5 protein-coding genes are annotated in these 6,328 nt (G+C 47.8%); 2 read left to right on the forward strand and 3 right to left on the reverse strand.

Annotated elements, in window-relative coordinates:
* Positions 1-255 precede the first annotated feature (255 nt).
* Positions 256-1,134 carry an N-acetylmuramoyl-L-alanine amidase-like domain-containing protein gene (locus tag K2H17_RS08440; protein WP_300133719.1) on the forward strand — a complete coding sequence of 293 codons (879 nt, stop codon included), beginning with the start codon at positions 256-258 and terminating at the stop codon, positions 1,132-1,134.
* Positions 1,135-1,210: 76 nt separating this feature from the next.
* Here K2H17_RS08440 and K2H17_RS08445 read toward each other — a convergent pair whose 3' ends face one another.
* Both K2H17_RS08445 and K2H17_RS08450 read right to left on the reverse strand, forming a co-directional pair.
* Positions 1,211-2,473 (reverse strand): sigma 54-interacting transcriptional regulator, encoded by a 1,263-nt coding sequence (locus K2H17_RS08445; protein WP_300133721.1) that lies wholly within the window; start codon positions 2,471-2,473, stop codon positions 1,211-1,213.
* A 40-nt stretch (positions 2,474-2,513) separates the two neighbouring features.
* Positions 2,514-3,362: a lysophospholipid acyltransferase family protein gene (locus tag K2H17_RS08450; protein WP_300133723.1), complete on the reverse strand. Its 849-nt coding sequence runs from the start codon at positions 3,360-3,362 to the stop codon at positions 2,514-2,516.
* 237 nt (positions 3,363-3,599) lie between these two features.
* On the opposite strand from K2H17_RS08450, the gene K2H17_RS08455 reads away from it, so the two are divergent.
* Positions 3,600-4,787 carry an aminotransferase class I/II-fold pyridoxal phosphate-dependent enzyme gene (locus K2H17_RS08455; RefSeq protein ID WP_300133725.1) on the forward strand — a complete coding sequence of 396 codons (1,188 nt, stop codon included), beginning with the start codon at positions 3,600-3,602 and terminating at the stop codon, positions 4,785-4,787.
* 224 nt (positions 4,788-5,011) lie between these two features.
* Here the strand turns inward: K2H17_RS08455 and K2H17_RS08460 are convergent, their stop codons facing one another.
* Positions 5,012-5,944, reverse strand: coding sequence for a YitT family protein (locus K2H17_RS08460; protein ID WP_300133727.1), 933 nt, complete (start codon positions 5,942-5,944; stop codon positions 5,012-5,014).
* Between the last annotated feature and the right edge of the window lie 384 nt (positions 5,945-6,328).

Here is a 6,328-nt window from a genome sequence, read left to right on the forward strand (position 1 = left end):
CAGATTTGTTATTCTCTCTTAAGCTCTACCGCCGTAGGCCTTGCTTCTCAAAAGCGAGTGCAAAGGTAGACATTTCCTACATTCCCTCCAAACCCTCATGAGTGTTTTAACAGAAATTTAACAAATAAGTATCAAAAAGCGCCTAATTCACTACTGAAATTAACACTTGCAGCCTAAAATACCAATCCTAATTTGGCAGAAACAGAACTTTTGAGTAATTTTGACCTATACATTAATATCTCACCCATCGCAGCTATGAGCAAAATCTATACCTATATTATATATATAATACTTTATTTCTGCATACCATTCGGAACGAAAGCAGCCAATCCGGAAGATGTACGCTGGCACAATGAAGCGACTGACACAACCAAGATCACAAAAATACTGATCAAAGCAACGGATCTCTGCGCAAACTCCCCTAATGAGCTCATCGAATTCATAGGCCGCGAATTCATCGATACCCCTTATAAAGCAGGAACACTTGAAGGCGATACTGAACGTCTGACCGTCAATATCGACGAAATGGACTGCACTACCTTCGTTGAAAATGTAGTTGCCTTGGCCCTGACTGTGGAAAACCACAGATGCTCATGGTTAGACTTCCTGAATATGCTTGAATCCATCAGATATCGCAACGAATATGCCGACGGATATGCCTCTCGCCTGCACTATATCAGTGACTGGGTGATCACCAACAGCCACCGCGGCTACATCAAAGACGTGACCGACCGCATCCCTCAATCCGACGTGCAGATCAAGACCCTTGACTACATGTCGCGCAACCGTTCAAGCTATCCGGCACTGAGCGACTCGGCAACATATGCAAAAATCAAAGATATGGAGGTCGCATACAGATCACACCGCTTCCCCTACATCAAATCCGCTCGTCTCTCAAGCAAGTCCACCATCAATGCACTCAAAGGCGGAGACATCGTGGCACTGACCACCAAAACCAACGGCCTTGATGTAAGCCATGTCGGAATTCTTGTAATTGAAAAAGACGGACCGCACCTGCTCCACGCATCTTCCAAAGCCGGCAAAGTAGTCATCGACAAACTACCATTGTCAGAATACATGCGCAAAGCCCACCAGCTGACAGGCATCCGCGTACTCCGCTTACAGGATCAATAGCGCATGTCCGAACGAATCAACAAGAAGAGAAAGAGACCGTCCAACAAGTTTTGGCGGTCTCTCTTCTTTTCCGGGACTACTCTATCCCGTATTCCTTAATCTTGCGATAAAGCGTCCGTTCTGAAATCTTAAGTTCTTTAGCAGCATCTTTACGCTTACCGCCGTTACGCTCAAGCGCCCGGCGTATAGTATCGCGCTCGGTCTCTTCAAGTGTCGCCGGAACAGCGACTCCGACTCCCGCCTCAGGAAAGTCAACCGCATCTGCCGCGATCGCATTCCGACGCAACGGAGAAGCAAAGGGCTGAAATTTCACAATCGAATGTGTCGTACTCTCCGTAGGCTCCACTTCTTCTATCGGCTGGAAAGCCGTGCCATGAGACATCACCTTCTTTTCACCAAGCGAATCCAGACGGGCATTCAAAGTTTCGATCTGCTGCTGAAGACGCAGTATCATACCGAACAGCGCCTCACGCTCCGAAGAATAGTCATGATGACTCTCTACCGACGAAGCAACCGGCACATAGTTCAGCCCACCGGCCGGAAGGAACGACAACACTTCCTCCGCCCCGACCTCATGACCAGACTCAAAAAGAGCCATCTGCTCCACAATATTTTTAAGCTGTCTCACATTTCCCGGCCAACGATATCTCATCAGCACCTCGCGGGCACTTTCATCAAGCGTAACCGCCGGCATAGCGTAGCGCTCTGAAAAATCAGACGCAAACTTCCGTGCAAGCAACGCTATATCCGTACCCCTGTCACGAAGCGGCGGTATATGGATCGAAACCGTCGACAAACGATAATACAGATCCTCTCGGAAACGTCCCTCCGCAACAGCCTTGGCCATATCGACATTCGTTGCCGCCACAATACGCACATTTGATTTCTGAACGGTAGAAGAACCGACCTTCAGAAACTCGCCGCTCTCCAGAACACGCAGAAGCCTCGCCTGAGTGGTCAAGGGCAGCTCGGCCACTTCGTCCAAAAAGATCGTTCCGCCGTCAGCCTCTTCAAAATATCCCTTTCGAGAGGAAACCGCGCCCGTAAACGACCCTTTCTCATGTCCGAAAAGTTCAGAATCGATCGTTCCTTCAGGTATGGCACCACAGTTGACAGCAATATACTTGGCATGCTTACGCGGAGAAAAGCCATGAATGATTTTCGGGAAAAACTCCTTTCCCGTACCGCTCTCCCCTGTCACAAGCACCGACAGATCAATCGGCGCCACCTGGATAGCCCTCGAAACCGCAGCCAGAAGCCCCGGCGCATTTCCAACTATCCCATAGCGCTGCTTAGCCTGCACGATTTCCACAGGCAATTCCTGAAGATTGAGTTGCATATATAGAGACTAACGTTTATCCTATGACCGAAAATAAATTCTATTTAATTGACTGGAGACAATAAGTCCGTTCGCGCAGGAAATCGCCCAGCTCCTTTATAGAACCCGAATGGGCTGCAATCTCCTCCGGCGAAATCGGATCACCGACAGAGATATGGATCGTACCGTTTTTCCGGCGAAAAACCTCTGCCGGCAACCTGAGTGTACGTATCTGCCAGGACACAATCCCCAGAAAACGAAACCACCAGCTGTTATAGCCGTGGAAGAAGATCGGAATCACAGGCACCTTCAGCTGCTGGATCAGACGGATGATGGACTCACGCCATTCACGGTCCTCAAACTTCAGATTCTTGTTGTAGTTACCGACCGCACCGGCAGGGAAAAATCCGATCGGCTCACCCTTGCGCACCTGCATGATGGCCTCCTTGATTCCCTTCATCGAAACCGCCTTTTTGGCAGGATCGTCGCTCGCAGTCTGATCGACGGCTATGAAATTGGGACGCATCGCTACAATATAGTTCAGGATCATATTCACCATAACCTTGAATTTCGGCCGGCGACGCCCGATTATATCAATCAGCGTGATCCCGTCAAGCGCACCGAAAGGATGATTGCTGATCGTTATGAACGCACCTTCAGGAAGATTGTCGAGAACCTTCTCATTGTCGATGCGAAGTTTTATATTCAGATCCTCCAGCAGCCCGCGGCAGAACTGAGGTCCAGGTGTGTCAAAATTATGGCTATGGATCCAATTGACCTTATCGACCGAAAGCAGTTTCATCAGCCATCCGACCAAACGGCGCTTACCCTTTAGGAAAGGAGCCATTCCAACTATATCGTCATAGTCAAGCACAGTCCGCTTGACTTCTGTATTCTGAGTCTGTTCCATTACATTCTAAATTAGAGCAAGTGCAAAATTAAGAAAAATATAGGAAACCCCGACATATTGTAACCTTTTCACCTCGAAATACGACAAACAAGCCCGGCTTTAAAGCCCTGTTTAACAAAATTAACACCCAAAAGAGACACCCAATGTATAAAAGTGTGAAAATTTTCCTACCTTTGCACACTGCAAAAAGACTAAGAAAATATTCACAATCGCGGCACAGCGTTTTCTTACTATTTTATGAACTTACTACAACAAAAACTTTCCAGATACACAGCCCCTCAGGAAGCAAAAGCCGCCGGCGTTTATCCATATTTCCGCGCTATCTCAAGCGAACAAGACCCTGAGGTGATTATTGACGGCAAAAAAGTGCTGATGTTTGGATCAAACTGTTACACCGGACTTGTCAACGATCCCCGAATCAAAGAAGCCGCCATCGAAGCTACACGCAAATACGGCACCGGATGCGCAGGATCTCCATTCCTCAACGGAACACTCGACCTCCACAAACAGCTTGAAGCCGCACTTGCCGACTATATCGGCAAAGAAGACGTAATGGTCTACTCGACCGGATTTGAAGTCAACCTCGGAGTGGTCTCAGCCCTCACCGGTCGTGAAGACTATATCCTTTGGGACGAACAGGACCACGCATCCATCATCGAAGGACGCCGTCTCTCGTTCAGCCAGCAGTTCAAATACAAACACAACGACATGGAGTCGCTCGAAAAGCAGCTCCAGAGATGCGATCCGGACAAAGTCAAACTCATTGTCAGCGACAGTGTCTTTTCAATGGAAGGCGACGTTGCCAACGTCTGTGAGATCGTCAAGCTTGCAAAAAAATACAACGCAAGCGTCATGATGGACGAAGCTCATGGCATCGGCGTGTTTGGCGAAGGCGGTCGCGGTGTCTGCCACCACTTCGGAGTGGCCGATGACGTAGACCTGATCATGGGCACCTTCTCCAAGTCATTCGCATCGCTCGGAGGATTCATCGCGACAAACAAAGAAATCACCAACTTCCTGCGTCATCACTCACGCTCCTACATCTTCACCGCCAGCATCACACCGGCATCAACTGCCGCCGCTCTCAAAGCGTTGGAAATCATGAAGAGCGAACCCGAACGCCAGGATAATCTCTGGAAGCTCACAAACCACGCGCTGGACGGCTTCCGCAACATGGGATTCGAGATCGGCAACACATCCACGCCTATTATCCCCCTCTTCATCCGTGACGACTTCAAGACATTCGCCATTACCCGCGATCTGCTTGAGGACGGAATCTTCGTCAACCCCGTCGTTTCGCCCGCAGTGGCACCCACCGACACTCTGATCCGCTTCTCGCTCATGGCCACCCACACCATGGAGCAAGTTGATCAGGCCCTCGAAAAAATCACAAAGACATTCCGCAAATACGACCTGCTCCACTAAGAGCACGAAACAATAAAAGCAAGCGGCGCTATCTTCGAAAAGACAGCGCCGCTTGCTTTATCTATAATAATCATTCCACTGCAATCCTAATCTACGGATTAAAAAAAATAAGTGAATCATAGACAATCCAAATATCCATAAACAAATTTGATCAGATCAAGATAAAGTCATATCATAAAAGCCTGTGATACCAGATCTGCCCTACGGCTTGCCGACCGTTCAGACTAACCGACAGGCTCACATTTATCCTCTTCCAGACGGCGGCTCAGCTCCTGATCAGGCTTGAATTTAAGCTGATCGAAACCCAGTCCGTAAGCACCGTTGACATTTGCCTGAGTAATGAAAGCGTCAGGATCGATATCCTTCACGACACGAAACACCGTAACGGCCTCCATTTTACGGCAGACAACAAGCAGGAGCTTCACCGGCTGCTTCGAATACCAGCCCATACCGTCCAGCACAGTCACACCGCGGCGGGGATATTTATTGATCGCATTGGCCAGTTGCTCCCAGCGCTTGGAAATAATGATAAACTGCATGGCCTGACGGTTTGAGTTGATGATAAGATCAACCATATAAGTGAGGATAAACAACACTATGAAGCCGTAAACCACACGCGTTATATCATGGAAAAGCAGATAACTCGATGAAATGATAGCGAAATCGACATACAACATTGTTCGCCCGACAGTCATATTCGTTTTCTTCGCCACGATCGCAGCCACGATATCCGTTCCGCCGGTACTGCCGTTATGAGTAAACACAATCCCAAGAGCAATGCCCGACAACACCGAACCGATGCAGACACTCATGAAAGGCTGCCCAGGGACCAGAGGCCCGGAAAACAACGGAGGCATAAGAGTAACCACAAGCGAAATAGCAGTCGCCCCGTAAAGCGTCTTATAGACAAAAGTACGGCCTACTACCTTCCAGGCGATCGCAAGCAAAACGATATTGATCGCATACTGCGTAATACCGATCAGATAAGGATTGCCCGTCAGAAAATAGACAATGGTACCCAGACCTGTCACACCTCCGATCACAACCTTCTCTGGAAGGATAAAAGCCGAGAATCCAAAACCATAAATCAAAGCGGCAAGCGTGATCATGATATAATCACGGCTCGACATCCAGAGTTTTGTCTTTGAAAAAGTCATTGTCGAAATATATTAGAACAGCGCAAATTTAACTCAAATTATAATTCCATCCAAACCAATTTTCATCCGGAATAAAACACCGCGCAAACTGTGGATTACACCATATAATAATCTGAAACAAAATCATTCCGTTTTATTCCATATTATCACCCGCGTCAACCACTCGCAGCACAAATAGAACATCTCAGGCCTCAGGGCATCAAATTGTTAAAGATTACTAAAACAATATTGCCAATCCACATAAAATCACTACCTTTGCACACCGATTATGTCCAATTAATAAACCCGACCGCTTCGGACATAGGCTTTTGGCCGAGCCAAACCCCTAAGCAGTCAAAAAGTAATTATCTATTAATTAAACATTTAACGTGGATACTTTAAGTT

Origin of the sequence: Duncaniella sp. (assembly GCF_029054785.1) — a bacterium.
In the GTDB taxonomy this organism is placed as follows: domain Bacteria; phylum Bacteroidota; class Bacteroidia; order Bacteroidales; family Muribaculaceae; genus Duncaniella.

What these genes read in the sequence shown, in the direction of transcription:
- K2H17_RS08440 (WP_300133719.1), top strand. Translation starts at nt 256, where the DNA reads ATGAGCAAAATCTATACCTATATTATATATATAATACTTTATTTCTGC.
- K2H17_RS08445 (WP_300133721.1), bottom strand. Translation starts at nt 2,473, where the DNA reads ATGCAACTCAATCTTCAGGAATTGCCTGTGGAAATCGTGCAGGCTAAG.
- K2H17_RS08450 (WP_300133723.1), bottom strand. Translation starts at nt 3,362, where the DNA reads ATGGAACAGACTCAGAATACAGAAGTCAAGCGGACTGTGCTTGACTAT.
- K2H17_RS08455 (WP_300133725.1), top strand. Translation starts at nt 3,600, where the DNA reads ATGAACTTACTACAACAAAAACTTTCCAGATACACAGCCCCTCAGGAA.
- K2H17_RS08460 (WP_300133727.1), bottom strand. Translation starts at nt 5,944, where the DNA reads ATGACTTTTTCAAAGACAAAACTCTGGATGTCGAGCCGTGATTATATC.